The organism is Asaia siamensis, assembly GCF_014635085.1.
GTDB lineage: Bacteria > Pseudomonadota > Alphaproteobacteria > Acetobacterales > Acetobacteraceae > Asaia > Asaia siamensis.
On sequence record NZ_BMCH01000006.1, the window covers coordinates 21,476 to 40,630 of the forward strand.

The 19,155-nt window shown below is 60.1% G+C and carries 20 protein-coding genes and 1 tRNA gene; 6 read left to right on the forward strand and 15 right to left on the reverse strand.

Translation table 11 applies throughout. The annotated features are described in order from the left end of the window. Positions 1 to 156: 156 nt before the first annotated feature. The 3 genes from IEV53_RS11115 to IEV53_RS11125 are packed head-to-tail and all read right to left on the reverse strand — an operon-like array spanning position 157 to position 3,799. Positions 157 to 1,470, reverse strand: coding sequence for a helix-turn-helix domain-containing protein (locus IEV53_RS11115; RefSeq protein ID WP_188426866.1), 1,314 nt, complete (start codon positions 1,468 to 1,470; stop codon positions 157 to 159). A 2-nt stretch (positions 1,471 to 1,472) separates the two neighbouring features. After that, the gene (locus IEV53_RS11120) at positions 1,473 to 2,549 is read right to left on the reverse strand and encodes an NAD(P)H-dependent flavin oxidoreductase (RefSeq protein ID WP_188426867.1); all 1,077 of its coding nucleotides are present in this window, start codon (positions 2,547 to 2,549) and stop codon (positions 1,473 to 1,475) included. Between the two features lie 2 nt (positions 2,550 to 2,551). Continuing rightward, positions 2,552 to 3,799 carry an aspartate kinase gene (locus IEV53_RS11125; protein ID WP_188426868.1) on the reverse strand — a complete coding sequence of 416 codons (1,248 nt, stop codon included), beginning with the start codon at positions 3,797 to 3,799 and terminating at the stop codon, positions 2,552 to 2,554. A gap of 172 nt (positions 3,800 to 3,971) precedes the next feature. On the opposite strand from IEV53_RS11125, the gene ubiG reads away from it, so the two are divergent. Next, positions 3,972 to 4,706, forward strand: coding sequence for a bifunctional 2-polyprenyl-6-hydroxyphenol methylase/3-demethylubiquinol 3-O-methyltransferase UbiG (gene ubiG / locus IEV53_RS11130; RefSeq protein WP_188426869.1), 735 nt, complete (start codon positions 3,972 to 3,974; stop codon positions 4,704 to 4,706). Positions 4,707 to 4,820: 114 nt separating this feature from the next. On the opposite strand, the gene IEV53_RS11135 is transcribed toward ubiG, so the two are convergent. From IEV53_RS11135 to IEV53_RS11175, 9 genes are all read right to left on the reverse strand, one after another. Continuing rightward, the gene (locus tag IEV53_RS11135) at positions 4,821 to 6,083 is read right to left on the reverse strand and encodes a lactonase family protein (RefSeq protein WP_188426870.1); all 1,263 of its coding nucleotides are present in this window, start codon (positions 6,081 to 6,083) and stop codon (positions 4,821 to 4,823) included. Positions 6,084 to 6,118: 35 nt separating this feature from the next. Then, a complete protein-coding gene (locus tag IEV53_RS11140) occupies positions 6,119 to 6,550 on the reverse strand; it encodes a DUF2147 domain-containing protein (protein WP_188426871.1) in 432 nt (143 codons plus the stop codon). 55 nt (positions 6,551 to 6,605) lie between these two features. After that, the gene (locus IEV53_RS11145; RefSeq protein WP_188426872.1) at positions 6,606 to 7,031 is read right to left on the reverse strand and encodes a DUF1178 family protein; all 426 of its coding nucleotides are present in this window, start codon (positions 7,029 to 7,031) and stop codon (positions 6,606 to 6,608) included. Then, entirely contained in the window at positions 7,028 to 7,288 is a 261-nt protein-coding gene (gene grxC / locus IEV53_RS11150) for a glutaredoxin 3 (protein ID WP_188427092.1), read from the reverse strand. The genes IEV53_RS11145 and grxC overlap by 4 nt, the downstream gene beginning before the upstream one ends. Before the next feature lie 23 nt (positions 7,289 to 7,311). Then, positions 7,312 to 8,076 carry a ComF family protein gene (locus IEV53_RS11155; RefSeq protein WP_229719842.1) on the reverse strand — a complete coding sequence of 255 codons (765 nt, stop codon included), beginning with the start codon at positions 8,074 to 8,076 and terminating at the stop codon, positions 7,312 to 7,314. Between the two features lie 16 nt (positions 8,077 to 8,092). Beyond that, positions 8,093 to 8,269, reverse strand: coding sequence for a DUF3553 domain-containing protein (locus tag IEV53_RS11160; RefSeq protein WP_188426873.1), 177 nt, complete (start codon positions 8,267 to 8,269; stop codon positions 8,093 to 8,095). Further along, a complete protein-coding gene (locus tag IEV53_RS11165) occupies positions 8,266 to 9,684 on the reverse strand; it encodes a phosphomannomutase/phosphoglucomutase (protein ID WP_188426874.1) in 1,419 nt (472 codons plus the stop codon). The genes IEV53_RS11160 and IEV53_RS11165 overlap by 4 nt, the downstream gene beginning before the upstream one ends. Then, positions 9,684 to 10,559, reverse strand: coding sequence for a UTP--glucose-1-phosphate uridylyltransferase GalU (gene galU, locus IEV53_RS11170; RefSeq protein ID WP_188426875.1), 876 nt, complete (start codon positions 10,557 to 10,559; stop codon positions 9,684 to 9,686). Before galU ends, IEV53_RS11165 begins: the two co-directional genes overlap by 1 nt. A 278-nt stretch (positions 10,560 to 10,837) precedes the next feature. After that, a tRNA-Leu gene (locus IEV53_RS11175) sits at positions 10,838 to 10,923 on the reverse strand. A gap of 57 nt (positions 10,924 to 10,980) precedes the next feature. Here IEV53_RS11175 and lipB point away from each other — a divergent pair. Then, entirely contained in the window at positions 10,981 to 11,745 is a 765-nt protein-coding gene (gene lipB, locus IEV53_RS11180) for a lipoyl(octanoyl) transferase LipB (protein WP_188426876.1), read from the forward strand. On the opposite strand, the gene IEV53_RS11185 is transcribed toward lipB, so the two are convergent. Continuing rightward, positions 11,649 to 12,239 (reverse strand): LolA family protein, encoded by a 591-nt coding sequence (locus tag IEV53_RS11185; RefSeq protein ID WP_188426877.1) that lies wholly within the window; start codon positions 12,237 to 12,239, stop codon positions 11,649 to 11,651. The two genes, lipB and IEV53_RS11185, sit on opposite strands and share 97 nt — an antisense overlap. Further along, positions 12,236 to 12,523, reverse strand: a complete 288-nt coding sequence (locus IEV53_RS11190) for a BolA family protein (RefSeq protein ID WP_188426878.1) — start codon at positions 12,521 to 12,523, stop codon at positions 12,236 to 12,238. The genes IEV53_RS11185 and IEV53_RS11190 overlap by 4 nt, the downstream gene beginning before the upstream one ends. Before the next feature lie 51 nt (positions 12,524 to 12,574). On the opposite strand from IEV53_RS11190, the gene IEV53_RS11195 reads away from it, so the two are divergent. From IEV53_RS11195 to IEV53_RS11205, 3 genes are all read left to right on the forward strand, one after another. Beyond that, positions 12,575 to 13,162: a J domain-containing protein gene (locus tag IEV53_RS11195; protein ID WP_188426879.1), complete on the forward strand. Its 588-nt coding sequence runs from the start codon at positions 12,575 to 12,577 to the stop codon at positions 13,160 to 13,162. Positions 13,163 to 13,274: 112 nt separating this feature from the next. Then, a complete protein-coding gene (locus IEV53_RS11200) occupies positions 13,275 to 14,291 on the forward strand; it encodes an AAA family ATPase (protein WP_188426880.1) in 1,017 nt (338 codons plus the stop codon). A gap of 13 nt (positions 14,292 to 14,304) precedes the next feature. Beyond that, positions 14,305 to 16,167, forward strand: coding sequence for a cobaltochelatase CobT-related protein (locus tag IEV53_RS11205; protein ID WP_229719843.1), 1,863 nt, complete (start codon positions 14,305 to 14,307; stop codon positions 16,165 to 16,167). A 428-nt stretch (positions 16,168 to 16,595) separates the two neighbouring features. Here IEV53_RS11205 and IEV53_RS11210 read toward each other — a convergent pair whose 3' ends face one another. After that, positions 16,596 to 18,008, reverse strand: coding sequence for a pyridoxal phosphate-dependent decarboxylase family protein (locus tag IEV53_RS11210; protein ID WP_188426882.1), 1,413 nt, complete (start codon positions 18,006 to 18,008; stop codon positions 16,596 to 16,598). A gap of 201 nt (positions 18,009 to 18,209) precedes the next feature. On the opposite strand from IEV53_RS11210, the gene IEV53_RS11215 reads away from it, so the two are divergent. Further along, positions 18,210 to 19,121, forward strand: coding sequence for a hypothetical protein (locus IEV53_RS11215; RefSeq protein ID WP_188426883.1), 912 nt, complete (start codon positions 18,210 to 18,212; stop codon positions 19,119 to 19,121). Positions 19,122 to 19,155 lie beyond the last annotated feature (34 nt).

Sequence of the window (19,155 nt, forward strand, 5' to 3'; positions counted from 1 at the left end):
ATGTCTGTGTCATGCTGGCCAGTGCACCCCTTTGGGGAGCGCCCTGCCCGTCTCATCTTGACCCTCTCACACCTGTCGAAGCTGGTGTTCAGGGTCTGTAGTTATTTCTCATGCCTGCATTACCTGTCGGAGGCAGGCTCCGATAGGGACAAGGCTTTAGCGTGGCTGCGCTGTTTGTTCCAGTTGCCGCGCGTTCAGACGGTCGGTTTCCGACTCATGTGTCACTGCTGTAGTTCTTGGTGTCACCGGTGCCTTTTTCAAGACTGGCGTTACATTCCGACCCGACGGGGCATCACCGGTTGCAGAGGCAGTACTCGAAGCAGCTGGCGCAACCGGCGTGCTCACCGCATTGTCCTGACCGAGTTGTCCGTTGCGGATCGCCTCCGCAGTAACAACGAGCCCACGACGCACGGCGCCAACACGCCCAAGCGCCGATGTCGTCACATCACCTGCGCTCAGCGTCAGACCACCGGCATTGCCGAGTGTCATGCGATACGGTCCGGCATCTTCCGGCCCCTGCCAGGTTTCACCTGATTTCAGCACACGACTGAAAACGGTCGCCCCAGCCTTGTCCCTGATCGAGACCCAGGCATCAGCCCCGGCATGCAGCACGATCATGTTCGCAGGCGCTGCGGGAGCAGCCGCGCTGGCGGGCACCGTCTCGGAAATAACGGGCTGCGTTCCTGCAGGCTGGGCAGTTCCAGCCTGTGACGGTTGGGTTGCCCCTGGCTGCGCTGTGAATGCGGAAGGCAATGGAGGAGACTGCTCCGCCTGTCCTGTCTGCGGCGCAGGCATACTGGCTGCCGGATTATTATTACCCGGCGTCGGCGGTGTGTTCTGGCTTTGAACGGAGGAAGACTGAGCAGGGCCTGCCGTCTGGGAAGCTGCACGTGCAGCAGGTACCTCAGGCGGTGTCGTCTGCGGTGATGGCGCCAGCCCCCGATCAGGCATGACGGCAGCAATCTGAGGCGAAGGCGTGCCGTGCTGGGTAACGCCAGGCATGATTTCGGCGACAGGCGGCATCTGATGGGTCGGCGCCGGATCGGCGCCGAAGAAATGGTAATAGCCGATATAGGTACCAACCAGAACGGCGAGCCCCGCCCCGACCCAGAGCCCGACAGGAACACCACGCTCGGAAACAGGTTCGGGAAAGCTCAAATCGGGTTTGCGATCAAGGGCGCCGCGTGTGTCCTGCCTGAAGCGCGACACAGCCTGGTCGGGATCCATGCCGAGGGCCGAAGCATAGCTGCGCAGAAAGCCAAGCGCATAGGCGCTGCCTGGAAAGACAGACGTATTCCCTTTTTCAAGGGCGATGAGGTAGCTCTCGCGAATGCGCAGCCAGTTCGCCACATCGGGCAAGGTCCAGCCAAGCTCTTCGCGTCTGGCACGCAGATCGGCCCCAAGGCCGCGCGCGCCATCAGCGCTTCCACCCTGCCATCCCGGAATACGGTCTGTCGTCTTCTCTGGCATGATTACCCGATTGCGATCTCAGAAGTGTGAAGATGCCCGGTACGCGCCTCTCTTGCAACCAGTGCATCGACAGCCTGCTCGACCAGGTCATGCAGGATTTCCGCAACAGGGCGAACAGACTTCACCATGCCGACAGACTGGCCCGCCATCACCGAGCCTTCCTCGACATCGCCCTCGATCACGGCGCGACGCAGCGCACCGGCCCAGAAATGCTCAATCTCGAGCTGGGCGTCTTCCTTGCTCAGTTCACCTGAGGTGAAGCGCGCAAGCGTTGCCGCCTGATGGGCCATGAAACGACGCGTTCCCGCATTGTTAAGACCACGCACGGGGATAACTGGAAAACGCTCATCGATCTGGTTCGAGGTGACCGCATCACGAGCGGCAGCGCGCACAAAAGCCTTCTTGAAGGCTTCATGGGCGATGCTTTCCGTGCTGGCCGCAAAAACTGTGCCGAGCTGTGCGCCAGCAGCGCCCTGCTCCAGATATCCCAGAACCGCATCACCGCGCGCCAGACCACCGGCAACAAAAACCGGTACGTCGTGGATATGCGGCAGGATTTCCTGCGCCAGAACATTAAGCGAGACCGGGCCAACATGACCACCGGCTTCCGAACCTTCGATCACAAGGGCTTCGATACCCTGTTTGACCAGACGCTTGCCGAGGGCAAGGGCCGGGGCAAAACCGATGGCACGGGCGCCACCGTCACGCACCTGCTTGATGGTCGCACCGCTCGGCACGCCGCCTGCCAGAACGATATGGCCGACCTTGTGCTCGAGGCAGACATCAACCAGACGGTCCAGTTCAGGATGCATGGTGATGAGGTTCACGCCAAACGGCTTGTCCGTCAGCGCCTGCGTTGCCGCAATTTCCTCGGCAAGACGATCGGGCATCATCGCGCCACAGGCGATCACACCAAATCCACCCGCATTGGAGATGGCCGATACGAGGTTGCGCTCACTCACCCAGGACATGGCGCCGCCCAGAATGGCTGTCGGCGTTCCAAGGAAGGCGCAACCGGGCGCCCAAAGACGATCAAGCGTCTCGCGGGCTTTCTGACGGGTCTGATCAGCGATTGTCATGGTCATTCACCATCCAGCCCATAGGCCGTGTGCAGGGCGCGCATGGCGAGTTCCATATATTCAGCATCGATCAGGACGGAGATCTTGATTTCGCTGGTCGAAATGACCTGAACATTGATGCCGCGCTCGGCGAGCGTCTGGAACATCGTGCTGGCCATGCCCGAATGCGAGCGCATGCCGATGCCCACAACGCTGATCTTCACAACATCATTGGCGGTATGGATTTCGCCATACTGGATATCACCGCGTGCCGCTTCGAGCGCGGCGAGCGCGCGGGCCTGATCACCCTTCGGCACGGTGAAGGTCATGTTGGTCGAGCCGTCAGAGCCAACGCTCTGGACGATCATGTCCACATTGACGCGCGCCGCAGTGAGCGGGCTGAAAATGGCGGCAGCGATGCCCGGACGGTCCGGGATACGGCTCACCGAGATCTTTGCCTCGTCCAGGGAGTAGGCGATCCCCGTGACCAGTTCCTTTTCCATCATCTCGTCCTCATCCACCACCAGCGACCCGGAGAGTTCCGTCTCGGGCTCAAAACTCGACAACACGCGTACGCGCACTTTTTCTTTCATCGCCAGCCCGACCGAACGGGTCTGGAGTACCTTGGCCCCGACCGAAGCCAGCTCAAGCATCTCCTCAAAGGTGATACGATCCAGCTTCTTAGCCTTTTTCACGATACGCGGGTCGGTCGTGTAGATGCCATCGACATCGGTATAGATATCGCACCGATCCGCCTTGATGGCAGCCGCCACCGCGACAGCAGACGTATCCGAGCCGCCGCGACCAAGCGTGCTGATGCGCTCACCCGGCGCCACGCCCTGAAAACCTGCGATGACCGGCACCTCGCCACGCTCCATGCAGGCAATCAGCGCCGCGCCCTCAACATCGCCGATGCGCGCCTTGCCATGGGCGTCATCCGTACGGAACGGGATCTGCCAGCCCTGCCACGAGCGCGACGGCACACCAAGCGTCTGGAGTGCAATCGCCGTAAGGCCACTCGTCACCTGCTCGCCACTTGCCACCACGGCATCATATTCGCGCGCATCGGCCATGGGGTCGAGCGCCTGAACGTAGCCCACCATCTGATTGGTGACACCGGCCATGGCCGACACCACCACGGCAACCTGATGCCCCTTGTCGCGCTCAATACGCACGCGTTCGGCGACGGCGCGAATGCGGTCCAGATCGGCCACAGAGGTTCCACCGAACTTCATAACGATCCGGGTTGGGCGCTGGTCTGATGACGTCATAATGGTGCACCTGGCTCCGTACGTAGCAGAAAGCGGTCAATCACAGAGCGCCGGGATCGGATTTTCCAGCCTGCGATGTTGCGCAAGGAAAGGCCGGTCACATACTAAGTCCGGATCGCGCCGTCCAGATACTCTGGTAAAACGGTCTCATTTCTGTCTTTTTGGAACCACAATGCCAGATCACGCCGCTTCTTCCGTCTCCGATCGCGAGATCGCCCATTTCGACCAGCTGGCTGCGACCTGGTGGGACCCCAAAGGGCCGATGAAGCCCCTGCATGACATGAACCCCATGCGCACCGAGTGGGCAAATGCCCATCTCAGGCGTCTGGAAGGCCTGCGTGGCGGCACGCTGTCTCTGCTCGACATTGGCTGCGGCGCTGGTCTGGCCAGCGAGGCTTTTGCGCGTATGGGCCATGATGTTCTGGGGCTCGATGCATCACCAGAGGGAATCCGGGCTGCCGAGGCCCATCTCGCCGCGAACCCGCTGCCGGAAAACTCGGGCAGCCTCACCTACCGCAAGGGCAGTGCAGAAGAGCTGGTGCGCGAAGGACAGGGCTTTGACGTGATCTCGGCACTCGAAGTGATCGAACACGTGAACGACCCCCAGGAGTTTCTTGCGCTGCTGCGTTCACTTACCCGACCCGGTGGACTGATTGCGGTTTCCACCCTCAATCGCACCCTGCGTTCCCTGGCCGTGGCCAAGGTCGGTGCCGAGTATATTGCGCGGCTTCTGCCGGTCGGCACGCATGACTGGAAGAAATTCATCAAACCTGAAGAGCTGCACCGCATGGGGCGCGCTGTCGGGCTGCGAATGATCGATGTTGCCGGAATGAGCTACCGCCCGATGCATTGGCGCATCACACGCGACACAAGCATCAATTACATTACGATGTTCGTGCGCGACTAAGGGCGTTACCGCTCAGGGGGGAGGCAAAAAAAAACGCCTCCTGCACGACCCTCAATTCGTGAAGGTCACGGTTGAGGAGGAACGGGTAAGCCCGCTCCTCCCCAACGTATTTCTTCAGACTTCCGTATCCATGAAGGCGAAAGTCGTCGGGCTGCCGACAGGGGTAAAGTTTTCGGTAAAGCCGAGCTGGCCGCTCGCCTTGTCGATGCGGAACGACGTCACGGCATCGCTGCGCTGATTGGCGCAGAACAGGAAATTGCCCGAGGGGTCGAACATCATGGCGCGGCCGTAATCGGCATGCATCCATGCTTCGTCCTGCAGGGTAAGGGTACCATCTTCACCAACCTTGAACACGGCGAGCGAATCACCGAGGCGGTTGGAGGCATAGACAAAGCGGTCATCGGCAGAAATCAGGATTTCTGCTGCCAGGGTGCTGCCACGGAAATGCGAGGTAACCGTGCTGACCGATTGAAGATTATTGATGGCACCGGTCTGCGGATCAAAGGCGCTGACAACAATCTTCGAGTCCTGCTCGCAGAGATTGTACATCAGCTTGCCCGAGCGATTGAACTGGAAGTGACGCGGCGCACTGCCAGGCGTCATGTCGTAATAGGGCACCTTGGCCGGCACAAGCTTGCCCGTCTGCAGGTTCAGCGTCCAGACATAGACACGGTCGAGCCCGGCATCATCAGCTATAACAAACTTGCCGCTCGGGTCGCTCTGGATCATATGCGGGTGCGACCCGGAGTGATCGGAAACAGCGAAATTTCCCTGAGGGTTATCGGCGGCACGCTCAGGCTGACGCGGTCCGGTGTTATGCACCACATCCGTTGCGGGGCCGAGCGAGCCGTCAGGACGGATCGGCAGCACGCCGACAGAACCGCCCATATAATTGGCGACCAGCACGTAACGACCCGAATGATGCACGCTCAGATGGGCTGGCACCGCACCGCCGGAGCTGACGGTGTTCAGCTTCTTGAGCGAACCTGTCTTGCGATCAACAGCGAAGGCCGTGACAGAGCCGTCACCATCCTTGTTGAAATCGTCAATCTCGCTCAGCGCGTAAAGAAAGCGCTTGTCATGCGAGAGCGTGATGAAAGATGGGCTGGCGATATCGGTAAAGGTCGTTACAGGCGTCAGAACGCCGGTTTCACGATCCATCTCGAATACGGCGATCCCTTCGCCGTTACCGGCACCACCCGGAGGGGCATGCTTGGTATAGCCCCCGACGAAACAGATCGTCTTGGATACCGGCTTGGGCGGCGGCGGCGGCACGGCCGGTGTCTTGTCGGTGGCATCCTGCGCGTGCGCCGTGGCGCATCCCAGCAGGCCAAGAGTACCCAACGCGAAGCTGCGGCGGGAAAGGATCGTCTTCATTGTCTAATCTCAAGCTCCTCGGGTGGCGTTCCGGTTCAGGGCAATTTGCACTCGGGCCCGATCGTGCCGTGATAACGGGTCCAGGTCTGCGTCTTGCCGAAAAGGGGAATTCCCAGAATGAAACCGCGCAGCTTCAGCACCTCGGCAGACTCGGCATGGATACGGGCGTCGTAGGTACGTCCTGTTTCCGGATCGAGAATATGCCCCCGCCACACGTTTTCGTCCTTGCTTAATCGGAAATCGGTCAGCATGACCAGCCCACATTGTGAACGCCCCCACACATCCTTGGGAACGGGACCGTCATAAAGCATACCGATCAGGCGCCCGCAGAGCGTATCGCCGCAATGACCGATCTGAAACACACCATCGTGATCTTGTGCGAGCCAGAGTCCCTCTTCGGGTGCGGGCGGATTACCTGCGGTCTGGGCCATCGCCTGCGACACCCCCAGAAGAGCAAGAAGCGGCATGAGCCGTATCAAATGGGCGGCACCTGTAAGCACGCCACGCCCCGTCGTCTGCCCTTCACGACTCCGAGCGGTCGATCCAGGGAATCGGGGTAAAATCGACGCCTTCATCTTCGAGCCTTTCCCTTTCGGAGTCGCTCATCGTGCCATAGATGCCACGCTCGGACCGGCGCTCCCCGTCGTCGCGCGCATCATGACGCTTCAACGCTTCTTCGGCAAATCGGTCGCCCACATTGTCACAGTGCGATTCAACCTCTTTCCTGATCGCTCGCAGCGCCATCAGGACCTGATCAGCTGGCTCGATCGAGGGGGCTTTGGCAGAGCGCGCCAGGGCTGGCGCCATAAGGCTTTTCTCGACAGTACTGACACCGCATTGCGGGCAAACCACAAGACCGCGCGCTTTCTGCGTGTCAAAGGAATCCGCATCGGGAAACCAGCCCTCGAACTCATGCCCGACTGTGCAATGCAGTCTATAACAAATCATTTCTTGCCAAGAATCGTATCAAGCTGACCGCTGGCATCGAGCTGCATGAGGTCTGTGCAGCCGCCAAGCGCCTGCTCGTCGACAAAGATCTGCGGGACGGTACGCCCGCCTCCCGAGCGACGGATCGCGTCCTGACGTTCGGGAGTGCCATGCGGTGCGTTGATCTCTTCAAAAGCAACGTTTTTGGACGCCAGAATCTGCACGGCGCGTACGCAATAGGGGCAACCCGGCTGGGTGTAGATCTCGATTTTCTGCACGGTGAACTCAATCCTCACTGCCATTAAGCGTGAAGCCTGTCGGAGTCATCTGCCAGCTTGACAGTACGCGCTGCCACCAGAAGATCCACACGCTTCGCCCCCGCCTGTCGGAGATGCCTAGCGCAAATGGAGGCGGTCGCCCCCGTGGTCAAGATATCGTCGATCAGAACGATATGTCGGCCGACAAGAAGATCACGCTTCGACGCCGCAACGCTGAAGGCATTTTCCAGCATCTGCGCGCGCTGATCGTGAAACAGGCTGGCAAGATTCTGCGTCGCGCGATGGCGGATCAGGGCGTCGGGTAGAACACGCAGGCCAGGCTGCAAGCGCGCAATATGTCGCGCAAGAAGCACAGCCTGATTATAGCGACGATGCCAGAAACGATGCCGGTGCAGCGGTACAGGTACAAGATAATCCGCATGTGCCAGCACCCGACCGGCCGAGGCCGTCATACCTTGCGCGAGGAATGAGGCACTTTCCAGCCGATCGCCGTATTTGAAGTGCAGAATCAGGCGACGCGCCGTACCCTCATATAGCCACGCCGCTTGCGCCTCGTCCCAACAGCCGGAGGGAGGGGCGCATTTTGCACAATGGCCGCTTATGTTGAGGTAAGCCTCCGACGCCACCGGCAGGGCGCAATGACGACATGAGAGAACCACCGGATGCAGATGCTGGAAGCAGTCGAGACAGACCAGTCCTGATTGAGTGGTTTCGCCACCGCAGGAAAGGCAAATAGGGGGAAAAAACAGATCGAGCCCTGCCCTGCCGAGAGCACGCAGCTCCCTCACCTTGCCTGCCCTCGTCTCACTCAATGACAATCAGGTCGATCAGCTGGGCGTTGATAAGGACCTTGCCCCTGTTCTCGAAATTAATCGTCACACGGTGGCCGGTCACACTCTGGATCTGCCCTACGCCCCAATCAGGGCAATCGGGATGCGTCACAAACTGGCCTGGTTCATAGAAGGCGATTTCCGATCTCATGAACGGGCCTCATCAAATCCTTCAATCGGCGGCAGGGCGACATTCTCGTCTCGCAGCAGGGCCGCGATACGGGTGATCATGTCATGGCAGGCAGCATGATCGACACCTTCGATACGAGCGACGAGGGCAGGCTGGGTGTTGGAGGCCCTCAACAGCCACCATCCGCCAGCCGCCTTCACACGCATGCCATCTGTCAGCACGCTGTCATCGCCTTCCGCGCGACACCGGGCGATGATCCTGTCGACAATTCCGAATTTGAGATTATCCTCACAATCGAAACGAATCTCCGGCGTCGCCACAAGACGGGGTAGAGCCCCGCAGAGCGCCGAGAGAGATTTTTCCTGCCCAGCCAGAAGATCGATCAACCGCACAGCGGCATAAAGCCCATCATCGAAACCCGGCCAGCGATCGGCAAAGAAGAAATGTCCCGACATCTCCCCGGCAAAAGCCGCCCCTGATTCGCGCATCGCTGCCTTGACCTCGGAATGACCGCTCGGACACATCGCAACACGCCCGCCAGCAGATTCGACGCCATCGAAAAACACCTGCGACATTTTCACGTCGCCTAGAATCATCGCACCGGGCCGTTCCTTAAGAATGGCTTGAGCAAAAAGCAGGCTCAACCGGTCTGCCGGAATGAGGGCACCCTTCTCGTCAACGGCACCAACTCGATCCGCATCGCCATCAAAGGCGACGCCAAGATCGGCAGAATTTTCCTGCACGGCGCGCTGCAGCTGCACCATGTTCTCGGGCAATGTCGGGTCAGGATGATGCGCAGGGAACAGTCCATCCACGGTCCCGTTTAGTACGATATGCTCGCCAGGGAGATGGTTCAGAAGCCGCCCCAGCGCATGAGCCGCCGAGGAATGGCTGTTATCCCAGACGACACGCAGTTGCCGCCCATGCTGACGCAGACCTTCCGCCAAGGCTGCCTCATAGCGCCCATCAGCAGAATAATCGCTCGCTTGACCGATCTGACGGCCAGCCTGCACACCCTCGCGCAGGCTCTGCGCAATTTCCTGAAGGGAGGCGCCGAAGAAAGGCTGATTATTGAGCAGGATCTTGAAGCCATTATACCCTATCGGGTTATGGCTTCCCGTCACCATGATGGCGCCTGACGCCTGCTCGCGAAAGGACGCGTGATAAAGCTCTGGCGTGGCGCAGCAACCGAGGCGCCTTACATTCATTCCACCTGTTACGAGCCCGGCAACCAAGGCCTGCTCCAGACGGGGCGAGCTGTCACGACCGTCATGCCCGACGAGAACATAATCAAGACCCCGCTTGCGCAGCACTGACGCAAAAACGACGCCCAGAGCCTGAGCGTCGTTCTCGAAAAGCATCTTATCAACCAACCCGCGGATATCATATTCCCGCAGGATGGAAGGATGGAACTCATGACGAAGCAGAGTGTCCATCAGGCATCGGCGTATTTCTTGATGAACCCGCGCATGGCGTCGCGCAGGTCCGGGCGCTCGAGTGCGAAGGCGATCTGTGCTTCCAGATAACCGGCCTTGTCGCCGCAATCATAACGGATGCCGTCATAACGCAGACCGTGGAACGGCGCGTGGCCGATCATCTTGGCCATCGCATCTGTCAGCTGCACTTCACCACCTGCGCCACGCTCCAGCTTGGAAAGATGGGTCATGATCTCGGGCAGCAGCACATAGCGACCGATGATGGAGAGATTGGAAGGGGCGTCTTCAGGGTTCGGCTTTTCAACCAGCCCCTTGACCTCAACCAGCTTGCCGTCATCCTTGCCTACATCAAGAATGCCGTAGCGGTTGGTGTGCTCCTTAGGCACTTCGGAAACAGCAACGACGTTACCGCCCGTCTGGTTATATACTTCGACCAGCTGTGCGACGCAGCCCTTCTCGCCCTGCACGATGTCGTCCGGCAGAAGAATGGCAAACGGATCGTCACCGATAAACGAGCGGGCACACCAGATAGCATGACCGAGACCGAGCGGTTCCTGCTGACGAACGGCCGCGAGCGAGCCTGCCTCGATGGAGCTGGGCTGCAGCGTTTCAAGCAAGGAATTCTTGCCGCGCTCCTTGAGGGTTGTTTCGAGCTCGAATGCGACGTCGAAATAGTCGATCAGGCTGTCCTTGCCGCGACCGGTAATCAGGCAGAACTGATCGATACCAGCCTTGCGTGCTTCATCAACGGCATACTGGATCAGAGGGCGGTCAACGACCGGCAGCATCTCTTTCGGCATGGCCTTGGTGGCAGGGAGAAAGCGCGTCCCCATGCCAGCGACGGGGAGTACAGCTTTTCTGAGCGGCTTGATCACGTTTTCCGACCTTTGGATCTCTGTAGAGTATGCAGCGCAATCTTGGGCATCTTGACCAGAACTATACCCGAAGATTGTGCCCCAGATTACACGATGATTGTCTCACATCCAGTATCTGAGGCCAGAACTTCGGCAAAGTGATGGCAGGAACACAAAATTTCACAAACACCATGGCGATAGAAAGCCAATAGGTTAATGAAAGTTCATTCCGCTTGCATTAGATTTTTTGAGAGATTTCCGGTGGACTGGCACCCCCCGAAGGGGGTGCTTCCAGTTCATGGTGCGGTCGAGAAGACTCGAACTTCCACGGGGTTGCCCCCACAAGCACCTCAAGCTTGCGCGTCTACCATTCCGCCACGACCGCATCGTGACAAGCGGCCCGCTCTGGGCGATACCGCTCGTGTGAAGGGGGCTATAGCCGATGACTGATGAGCAGGCAATCGCCGAAAAGGCAATTTTCGACAAAATATCCTGGAAAAGGGAAAAAGAGCTGATTCCCTATGAACTTGCGTTTGAGGCGATGCAGCAACGTGCCGCAGCCATAAGAACTGGCGAGACAGGGGAAATCCTGTGGTTTCTGGAGCACCCGCGTCTCTACACGGCAGGCACCTCGGCAAAACCGGCCGATCTGATCAACCCGGACGGTCTACCCACCTATGATGCCGGGCGCGGCGGGCAATGGACCTATCATGGGCCCGGTCAGCGAATCGTTTATGTCATGCTTGATCTGCAGCGTGACCACGGCCCGACACCGGCGCGCGATCTGCGTGCCTTCGTGCAGAGCCTGGAGAGATGGGTGGTTACGAGCCTTGCCCGGCTTGGAATCAAGGGGCGCACCGAATGCGGACGAATCGGCGTATGGGTCGATGACCCCCTCTCAGGACTGGAAACAAAGATCGCCGCTATCGGCATAAGAGTAAGCCGTTGGGTGTCCTGGCACGGAATCTCGATCAATTTCGATCCGCTTTTGAGCGATTTCGATGGAATCATCCCGTGCGGCATTAGGGAATATGGGGTCACGAGCGTGAAGCGCTTCGATCCGGACCTCACAATGGAAGATCTGGATGAAGCGCTCCTTGCCACATGGCCTCAGTTCTTCGGTGCCACACCCGTTTCCGTGACATCAGAAAGCGACAATACGATTCGGTTGCCACGCGCATCGACGCCGTCGAGCGTGGAAAGCTGAAGCCTTCCCTCGTTCTCGATCAGTTGCAGGGTCAGCAGACCCTGTGACGGGTTATTCGCCTCTGCGAGCGAAATCTGCGCTGCACCCGCACTGGTCCGGATATCCGTCACACGGATCGCACCGGCAAAACGCACCGGCACATGCAGAAGCAGGCCCAGCGGATTGCGCGCCAGACTGATTTTGGTCACAGACCCGGTCTGTGAATCGTCGATCACGAGATGCGCACCGGAAGCACGGAGCGTCATGGCGTGTGGCGATACATAATCCAGAGCGAGCGCGCCGGGGCGATAGGAGAAATGTCCTGCCCCGTCATTCCGCCCGGGACCGACCTGAACGAAATGCCCTTCAAGCGTTGCAGGACGATTGAGTGCCGCCTCGACGCGATGCGCCTCACGCTGCTGCGTGGCCGACAGCCCTTCCATGCCGTTCACGGCGCAACCTGCCAATGCCCCTGAGAGCGCCAGAGCCGAGAGAAGACGCGTTACGGCTTTCATAGCTCAGCCGGTGCGGAAAGCTTGAGCGAGAGCGCGTGAAGCCCGGTTTCAAATTCCGGCTTGAGCAACTCATTGACCAGCCTGTGCCGCGCCACCCGATTCATGCCGCCGAAGCGCTCGCTGACAATGGTCATGGTGAAGTGGGTCTCGTCACCCTCGATCCCGTTGCGCCCCGCATGATGTGCATGACGCTTGCTGTCGTCTCGTATTGTCATCTCTACAGGCTGCAACGCGACATCGAGCGCAGCCTTCATGCGCGCTGCGCGTTCCTTGAGGTCACTCATGAGCACTCCCTTCTTGCATCGGCGTCTCTTACAACGCACATAAACCCGATCATGCAGCGCAAATCTACCAAACACAGGGCCTTCGACCCTGATCCCGATGCACCGGAGCGCTATTGCGACATGCCCGGCTGCACGGAGCATGCGGGATATCGTGCGCCCAAGGACCGCACGCAATTGAGGCAGTATTTCTGGTTCTGCCTGGAGCATGTCCGTCAATACAATGCACGCTGGGATTTCTATAAAGGCATGACGCCCGGCCAGATCGAATCCCAGCTCCGTGCCGATATTTCGTGGCAGCGCCCTTCATGGAAACTTGGCACACGCGGCGGGCAGCATTTCGATGAGGAAGAGGTTCTCGACCCGCTCGACATCCTTTCATCCACGCGAGCCAAACGGGCACAGGCAGCAAAACAGCGCCACCAGAAGGCCCGCGACGCGGCCCCGCCCGCCCTGCGTGAACACCTGCGCGCACTCGCCCTCGACTGGCCGGTAACGGTCGACGCGCTCAAGCTGCGCTACAAGGAACTGGCCCGCAAGCATCACCCCGATACCAATGCAGGAGATCCTGCTGCTGAAGACCGTTTCAAGGTCGTCAGTGTCGCCTATAGTGCGATTCGCGCGCATCTGGTCGGTCTTTGACCCGGTTTATTGCGCGTTTCCCTCTGGCCATCGGGGGAAACATGACCATATCCTTGCCGAGAACCTGACAAGACAAACTGTCGCCAGACAGAGTGAAAGACGGATTGAACCCATGAGCGATCTCGCCTCCATCGACGCACCAGAAACGGTTGTCACCGCAGAACAGAACGCGGTCCCAACCCATGTCCTTGGCGCGCCCGATCGGATCGTCAGCGCCCGTGACGTCTTTGGCATCGATTGTGACATGGAGGTGCCGGCCTTCTCGATCCGCACCGAGCATGTGCCCGATATCGACCCGAGCTATCAGTTCGACTGCGACACCACCCGCGCCATTCTGGCTGGCTTTGCGAATAATCGTCGCGTCATGGTGCAGGGCTTTCATGGCACCGGCAAGTCGTCGCATATCGAGCAGATTGCTGCGCGCCTCAACTGGCCGACCGTGCGAATCAACCTCGACAGCCATATCTCGCGCATCGATCTGATCGGCAAGGATGCCATCGTCCTGCGTGACGGCAAGCAGATTACGGAATTCCGTGAAGGCCTGCTGCCCTGGTGTCTGCAGCACCCCGTCGCGCTGATTTTCGACGAATACGATGCCGGTCGCCCCGACGTCATGTTCGTGATCCAGCGCGTGCTCGAGACAGAAGGCCATCTGACGCTTCTCGACCAGAATCGCGTGATCCGTCCTCATTCCGGCTTCCGCCTTTTCGCCACGGCTAACACGGTCGGCCTCGGCGATACGACCGGGCTCTATCATGGCACGCAGCAGATCAATCAGGGCCAGATGGACCGTTGGAACATCGTTGCCTCGCTCAATTATCTGCCGCTGGATCAGGAAGTCGGCATAGTCCGCGCCAAGCTGGCTCTGGGCAACGAGCCTGCCATCACCAAACGTCTTGAAAGCATGGTCGCGCTGGCCAACCTGACTCGCGCAGGCTTCATGGCGGGAGACATCTCGACCGTTATGTCACCGCGCGCTGTCATCACCTGGGCGGAAAACGAGCGTATCTTCGGCGATCTGGCTTTTGCATTTCGCCTAACCTTCCTCAATAAATGCGACGAAGCCGAGCGCGGGATCGTGGCTGAATATTATCAGCGCTGTTTCAACCAGTCTCCGTTGAATGGCTGAAGGGGACAGACCCATGGCTTCCCCCAAGCCAAAGACGCCAGACCGTTCGGCAACCGATCTCGCCCTGCCCGGCAGTGAACGCACGGACGCGTTTCGTCGTGCAACGACCGCGGCCCTGCGCGCCATTTCGGGCGAGGCCGAGACCGAGATCAGCTTTGCTGCTTCGGCCACAGCCAAGCAGGCCAAGGGTATTCAACTCCCTTATGTGTCACGTGCGCTCACCCCACAGGAAATCCAGCGCGTGCGCGGCGCAGCCGACGCCGCGGCCCTGCGGCTCAGGCATCATGACGATACCCTCGCGCCACTGCCCCAGAACAGCGACACCCCTGAAACCCGGCCGCTCTACGATACGCTGGAGCAGGTGCGTTGCGAGGTTTTCGGCGCGCGACACATGGCCGGTGTTCAGGCCAATCTGCGTGAAAAACTCGCGCTGGACTGCCATGACAGCGGCTATGGTCGCATGGCCACGCGCGATGACATGCCCGCCACTGTGGCGCTGCCGCTTCTGGTGCGAGAGGCCCTGTCCGGCGAGACCTCGCCGTCGCAGGCTGGCCCTGCCCTGAAAGCCTGGCGTGAGACACTCTCACCTGACGCTGAACGCGCCCTGAAGAAGCTTGCGTCGTCACAGATGGATCAGCAGCGCTTCGCAGAAGCGTGTTCGGGATTGTTCAAGGCTTTCGATCTGACCGAAGAGCCAGAGCCCAATGACGAGAGTCAGGCGGACGACCCGGATCAGGACGACGACAGCCAGACAGAGTCTGACCAGCCTGATGACGAGCCCTCGCCACAGGATCAGGACGACAGCGACACACACGGCTTTCAGCCCGAGCCCACCGAGCAGCCCGACAGTCGCGAGGCGAGCGATTCGGACTTGCAGGACGAGGGCGCCGAGCAGCCCGCGGGAACGCTTGAAGATGATGAGGGCAAGGAGAGCGAAGCGAGCAGCGCCCCGCCAGCCTACAAGATCTTCACCACGGCTTTCGACGAAGAGGCCGATGCTGCCGAACTCTGCGACCCGGACGAACTTGCTCGACTGCGCCAGCAGCTCGATCAGCAACTGAGCAGTCTGCAGGGGGTGGTCTCACGCCTCGCGCACCGCCTGCAGCGAAAGCTCATGGCGCAGCAGCAGCGCTCCTGGGCGTTCGATCAGGAGGAAGGCATTCTCGACGCCGCCCGTCTGGCCCGCGTCGTTGCCAACCCGACTCTCTCTCTTTCCTACAAGACCGAGCGTCAGGCAGAATTTCGCGACACGGTCGTGACCCTGCTGATCGACAATTCCGGCTCGATGCGCGGGCGCCCCATTTCGGTGGCCGCCATGTGTGGCGATATTCTGGCCCGCACACTCGAACGCTGTGGCGTCAAAACCGAGGTGCTCGGCTTTACCACGCGCGCCTGGAAAGGCGGTCAGAGCCGCGAACGCTGGGTAGCCGCCGGGCGCCCGCCAGATCCGGGCCGACTGAACGATCTGCGTCATATCATCTACAAGGATGCGGATACGCCCCTGCGTCGCGCCCGCAACAACCTTGGCCTCATGCTGCGCGAAGGGCTGCTCAAGGAAAACATCGACGGCGAAGCTCTGCTCTGGGCATGGAAGCGCCTGCGTCGCAGGCCGGAACATCGCCGTATCCTGATGGTCATTTCCGATGGGGCGCCGGTCGATGACAGCACGTTCTCGACCAATCCGAGTTCCTATCTCGAAGATCATCTGCGTTCGGTCATCGCCCGCATCGAATCATCACCCGAGACCGAGCTTCTGGCCATCGGTATCGGCCATGACGTGACGCGCTATTATCGCAATTCGGTCACGCTCAGTAACGCCGAAGAACTTGGTGGTACGATGATCAAACAACTCTCGGACCTTTTCGTCGCCCGATAAAGGCTATCTGCTTTCCGGGCGGGCGTGTCGGCTCGACGGCGCGGGGCGAATACAAGGTCCTGACGCAGGTTCATTGCGCGCAAGAACCGCTGTCCCGGCGGTCTACAGAGAAGGCTGAAGTCTGGGCGCATACGCTCCTCTGAAGGCTTCCGGTTTGAAGCTTTCCCGTGGCCGCCGCCCACACCGTCTCACCGTTGCCCTTTTTGGCAATCTGTCGAGGACGTATCACCACAAGGCGGTTAGGCCGAGAGATGTAAACGCCCTCCCCAATAAGCCGGGACCAGCGTCAGACACCTCCGGCTTTCCTGGACGGGAATAAATCTTCATCTCCGCAGCGTCACACGCAGGGCAAAGGCCCCCTCAGTACGCCGGGGCTTTGTCGACAAGGGCGGCGTGTGGCCATGCAACCGCCCGTCACCTCATCTCCTCTACTGCGCGTATTTTTCCCCGAGCAGGGCGATTTGTTCGAGCATGGCGTCGATCGTCGCGCGTGTCGTGCGATGGTTCACAGTCGCCGCACGGATCACCAGCCGTCCTTCGATACGCGTTGTCGAAGGGGCCGCAACACCGCTCTCATGCAGATCTTTTACCAGTTCATCGATGGCTTCGTCCCCGAAATCAACGAGCGTGAAACAGACGATATTGAGGGCAACAGGCGCCATGAGCAGATAGCGCTCGTCACCTTCGACGCGCTCGGCCAGATAGCGGGCGACGTCGCAGCATTCTGCCACCATCTCGCCCATGCGGGATGCCCCGTAATGGGCGAGCGTCATCCAGACCTTGAGCGCGCGGAACCCTCGTGACAGATCAGGCCCGAAATCACAGGGCCAGGGCGCGTTACCCGCGAGCCCGCGATCAGCGCGCGTCAAATAGCTCAATGACTGGGCAAAAGCCTGCGCGTGAGCTGCCCGGTCACGCACAAGCACGCAACCGGCATCATAGGGCACCTGCCCCCATTTATGAAAATCGAGTGCGAGACTATCGGCTCTTTCAATGCCATCGAGCATGATCGCGTGTTCGGGCGATAGCCTGGCAAAAGCCCCAAACGCACCATCGACATGAAACCAGCATTTCTCTGCCTGGGCGATATCGGCCAGAGCCTCCAGCGGATCGACCGCACCGCAATCGACACTGCCCGCCGTACCGATGATGATAAACGGATGAAACCCGGCCGCACGATCTTCGCGAATACGTGCCGCAAGAGCCTGATCGTCCATGCGATAGAGCTCGTCCACCGGGATGAGACGCAGGGCATCGCTGCCGAGCCCGGCCAGATCGAACGCACGGCTGACGCAGCCATGGGCCGTTTCAGCCGCATAGCCCACAAGCCTGCGCCCTGACACGCCATGTTGGCGCATGGACGGATCGACCGCACGGCTCGCCGTGATAATGCCGATGAAATTCGCCAGGGAAGACCCGGTGACAAGACAGCCAGATGAGTCTGCGGGCATTCCAACCATCTCTGACGCCCAGCGGATCACCTGACGCTCTACCTCGATCGCCGCGTGGTCGCGCCCGCCGCAATTATCGTTCAGGCTGGCAGCGAGCAGTTCAGCCAGAATGCCGACAGGGGTTCCGGCGCCCTGCACCCACCCCATGAACCCCGGATGTGGGTTACCATTGGAATAGGGGCGTATCTGCTCCAGAAATTGCCCGTAAAGCGCCTCTGCCGTCTGGCCCTGCTGCGGCAGATCCTGCCTGAATGCCTGGCGCGCGTCTTCAGGCATGGCTTGCCAGACCGGCCCCTCACCCATGCGCTCGGCACGATCAAAGACATCATCGAGCATGCGATGGGCAAGCGCCCTCAGCGGTGCGAAATCTTCGGGGTCCAGTCCACTCATCGCTTGCACTCCTCGCATCACACCGCATCCCGCCAGTCGGTCGGTGACCGTATTCCTCTTATCGAGTCCCGATCCTGCCTCATCAAGGGGGTATGAGCAGCTAGGCTCCCATCATGGGCGGTACCTGAGTCATCGGGGGGCCTTGATCAGCATGAGACAAGGTGCCGCACTCCTGCCGCAAAATTCCGGTTGTCTGCTCTGATGAACAGCCCGATCGTGATGCCCATGAAATACGCAACCGCTTCCATCCTGACGCTACTCGCCCTGGGTGCCCTGCCCCATTCCGCCAGGGCCGATGCCGTTCCCGCCGCCTGTATGAGCGCCGATTCGGCCTCACGCACGATGGGCTCGGCCTCTCTCACCATGACGGGCTATGCCGCCCAGCTCACCGGGGCGGAAACGAAGGTTCATGTGCAGCAGGTTACGGTGAGAGACCGACAGGGGCATCTGACCCTTCCCAATCTGCGTGATGCCAACAGCCTCGTGTCCCTGGGGCTTCTGAAGCTCGTCCATAACGCCTCGCCCGCAAGCTGCCGTGGCGTCGACGGCCGTCCGGCCCTGCGCACTCTTCGTGAGTCCCTGCATCAGGGCGCAGTGGCGGAGATGATCTGGAACAAGGTCGCCCTGTCAGATGGCAGCACGCATTATTCAGCCGAACAGATCACCGTCACGATGCGCGCCAGTCAGACATCCGGCGGCATCGACATCGTTGTCTCTTCATCGGGACTTTCGGCGCCTGGCGGCTCGGCTCTGCCCGGCAACGTCAACACCACACTGACCATACCGGAGCAGATGCTCGAGAACACAAGTACGCCCACGGGCAGGATCACCATTTCATCGCTTGAGGCCCTCTGGGCGAAAGGGCGACTGGATGGTTCGGGCTGGGTCACGCCTGGCCGCAATGCCGCCACCAGCACCGGCGCGCTTCACATCGCCATCACGGATCTGAACGATCTGCTCGCCACCATCCGCCCTGTCGTGCCGACCGGGGTTACGACTGCCCTGTCGGTCGCGCAGTTCATGGGCCATCGCAACGGCAATCAGGTGCTTTGGGATCTGACTCTCGATGGGGGCATTCTCAAGGTCAATTCGATCCCCATTCCCGTCAACTAACCCGACCAGACGGGGCGTCATGATACGCCCCGTC